This window comes from Rhizobacter sp. P2_H2 (assembly GCF_056403375.1).
In genome coordinates this window covers 1-3,056 of sequence record NZ_JBFUFP010000669.1, presented here as the reverse complement: position 1 = coordinate 3,056, position 3,056 = coordinate 1, and the positions used below count along the sequence as shown (strand labels likewise).

Here is a 3,056-nt window from a genome sequence, read left to right as displayed (position 1 = left end):
CGGCAGCTTCGATGCGGGCGACTGGCTGCGCTACATCGACGTCGACTTCGGCAGCGGCGTCGACCGGCTGAAGCTGCGGCTCGCGGTGGATGCGGCCTATGCCGGCAAGCAGATCGAGCTGCACCTCGACAGCCCGACCGGCGCGCACGTCGGCACGGTCACGGTGCCGAACACCGGCGGCTGGACCACCTTCCAGGAGGTCACGACGCCGATCCAGCGCAGCAGCGGTGTGCACAACCTCTACCTGGTGGCGAAGGGCGGCCTGGGCGTCGCCAACCTCGATTGGCTGCAGTTCGAGGACTCGACCGGCACCAACACGCCGACGAATCCGCCGACCAACCCGCCCACGAATCCGCCGACCAATCCCACCACCGGCCCGGTCTCCGGCCAGACCTATGCGATCGTCGCGAAGCACAGCGGCCGTGCCCTCGACGTGCGCGAGCGCGCCACGACCGACGGCGCGGCGCTGCAGCAATGGAGCTACGGCGGCAGCAGCAACCAGCAGTGGGTCGCGCAGGGCAGTGGCAACGGGCTGTGGCAGCTGCGCTCGGTGGCGAGCGGCAAGTGCGCCGACATCACCGGCGTCAGCACCGCCAACGGCGCGGTGGTGCAGCAATGGACCTGCACCGGCGGCGCGAACCAGCTGTTCAAGCTGGAGGACCAGGGCGGCGGCTACTTCTACCTGCGCGCCTCGCACAGCAACAAGTGCCTGGACGTGAGCAACGTGTCGACGTTGGATGGCGCGGCGATCCAGCAGTGGGATTGCGCCGGCGACAACGCGCGCTGGATGTTCCGCGCGCCGTGAGGTGCTACTTCACCTGCTGCTTGCCCAGCTTGCGCGCCAGCGTGCGCCTGTGCATGCCCAGCCGCCGCGCCGTCTCGGAGATGTTGAAGCCGGTCTCGGCCAGCGTCTCGTGGATGCGTTCCCACTCCAGCGTCTTGATCGAGCTGGCGCGGTTCGTCAGCTCGACCTCGGTGGTGCCGGCCGCGCGGCCGAACGCGGCCTCGATGTCGTCGGTGTTCGACGGCTTGGCCAGGTAGTGGCAGGCGCCGAGCTTGATCGCCTCGACCGCGGTCGCGATGCTCGCGAAGCCGGTCAGCACGACGATCAGCATCTTCGGGTCGTGCGCATGCAGGGCCTGCACGCAGGCCAGCCCCGAGGCATCGCCATTGAGCTTCAGATCGACGATCGCGAAGCCCGGCGACCCGGCCTGCAGCGCGGTGCTCACGTCTTCGAGGCTCGCGGCGAGCGTGACGTGGTAGTCGCGCCGCTCGAACGAGCGCCCGAGCGTGCGCGCGAACGAGGCGTCGTCCTCGACGATCAGCAGGCGGCGTTCAGCGTTGTCCATGGCTCTCGCTCACTTCCTCGTCATCTTCTTCGGGTTCGTCTTCGGGCTCCAGCACGATCGCCGACAGTGGCAGCGTGATCTTGACCATCGCGCCGCCTTCCGGCCGGTTCGCGGCCTCCACCGTGCCGCCGATCGTGCGCGCCACGTTGACCACCAGGAACAGCCCGAGCCCGCCGCCCGGCCGGCCCTTGGTCGAGCGGTAGGGCTGGCCCAGCGTTTCCAGCAGGCCGGGTGCGAAGCCCTTGCCGGCATCGGTCACCGTCAGGGTCAGCGCGTCGCCGGCACGCTCGACATCGAGCCGCAGCCACTGCGGCGAGGCCTCCAGCGCGTTGTCGAGCACGTTGCAGATCATCTGCTGGATCGCCGAATCGGACACCATCGGCAGGTCGTCGCCGAAGCGGTTCTCGTACGCGAAGGCCTTGACCGGCCGCGTGCGGCGCCAGTCGCGCACCAGCTCGTCGAGGAAGGTCGCGAGCGTGGTCGCCTCCGACGATTCGCCGCGCGCCTCGCCGGCCGTCAGCAGGATGCCGCTGACGATCGCCTTGCAGCGCTCCAGCTGCGTCTGCATCTCGACCACCTCTTCCAGCAGCTCGGGGTCGGAGCTGAAGTGCGGCAGCCGGCGCCAGTCGCCGAGGATCACCGCCAGCGTCGCGAGCGGCGTGCCCAGCTCGTGCGCCGCGCCCGAGGCGAGCAGGCCCATGCGGACGATGTGCTCCTCTTCGGCGGCACGCTGGCGCAGGTCGGCCAGCCGCGCATCGCGGGCGCGCAGGTTGCGCTGGATGCGGGTGATGAAGGTGACCAGCAGCGCCGCGTTCAGCGCGAAGCACAGCAGCAGCCCGAGCACGAACGGGCTCGACAGGCCGCGCACGTGGTCGAGCGGGATGTCCAGCGGCCGGTAATACAGCCCGAGCCCGGCGAAGCAAACGCTGGTGACGACCACCAGCACCCAGGTGTAGCGGGGCTTCAGCAGCACCGCGCCGAGGATCACCTGCAGCAGGTACAGGAAGGCGAACGGATTGGTCGCGCCGCCGCTCAGGTACAGCTGGGCGGTCAGCATGCCCACGTCGACCAGCAGCGCGACCAGCAGCTCCACGTGCAGCACCGGCCGCCGGTTGCGCAGCCGCAGCACGCTGACCAGGTTGAACGCGACCAGGCAGTACAGCACCGCGAGCATGTGCTCCAGCGGAAGCCGGATGCCGAAACCGAAGTGCACGGTGGCGATCGTGGCGACCTGGCCGACCACCGCGATCCAGCGCAGCTGGATCAGCTGCTGCATGTTCTTCAGGCCGGCATCGGCAACGCCGACGGTCGTGGTGACCCACGGCGCGGGCGGGCCGATGGTGATGTGCTGCGGCGGGATGGAGTCAGCCGTGAGGGGCATCGTGGGGGACTGCGCTGGCGGAGGCCTGGGAGAGCGGATTCTCCCTCGACCAGCGGCCGCCGGGTCGCAGCATCCACGCCGCCCCTGCCACCATCGCGGCGAGGCCGAACCAGGTGAGGGCGTAGACGAGGTGGTTGTTGTGGAAGCTGACGACGGTCAGGCCGCCGACCGGCCACGCGTCCGAGCCTGCATCGGCGTCGACGAAATAGGGGGCGGCGTTCGGGATCCCTCGCGCCGCGGCGATGGCCGCCACGTCGCGCGAGAACCAGCGGCCGGCAGCGGGATCGTTGTGGCGCAGGAAGCCGCCGCGCGGCTCGGTCAGGCGC

Annotated in this window: 4 protein-coding genes; 1 reads left to right on the top strand and 3 read right to left on the bottom strand. The window is 70.0% G+C overall.

Features of this window, described 5'->3' with window-relative positions; genetic code table 11:
- On the top strand, nt 1-805 hold an 805-nt coding region (locus tag AC1D15_RS24425; RefSeq protein WP_477828008.1), incomplete at its 5' end, for an RICIN domain-containing protein.
- A gap of 4 nt (nt 806-809) precedes the next feature.
- Here AC1D15_RS24425 and AC1D15_RS24420 read toward each other — a convergent pair.
- From AC1D15_RS24420 to AC1D15_RS24410, 3 genes are all read right to left on the bottom strand, one after another.
- Nucleotides 810-1,349, bottom strand: coding sequence for a response regulator transcription factor (locus tag AC1D15_RS24420; protein ID WP_047511669.1), 540 nt, complete (start codon nt 1,347-1,349; stop codon nt 810-812).
- Entirely contained in the window at nt 1,336-2,730 is a 1,395-nt protein-coding gene (locus AC1D15_RS24415; protein ID WP_477828007.1) for an ATP-binding protein, read from the bottom strand. Before AC1D15_RS24415 ends, AC1D15_RS24420 begins: the two co-directional genes overlap by 14 nt.
- Nucleotides 2,714-3,056: SURF1 family protein (locus AC1D15_RS24410; protein ID WP_477828006.1), on the bottom strand; the 343-nt coding region annotated here is incomplete at its 5' end. The genes AC1D15_RS24415 and AC1D15_RS24410, both read right to left, overlap by 17 nt.

Bases quoted from the DNA above. Each gene is read 5' to 3' on its own strand.
- AC1D15_RS24420 (WP_047511669.1), bottom strand. From the start codon at position 1,349: ATGGACAACGCTGAACGCCGCCTGCTGATCGTCGAGGACGACGCCTCG.
- AC1D15_RS24415 (WP_477828007.1), bottom strand. From the start codon at position 2,730: ATGCCCCTCACGGCTGACTCCATCCCGCCGCAGCACATCACCATCGGC.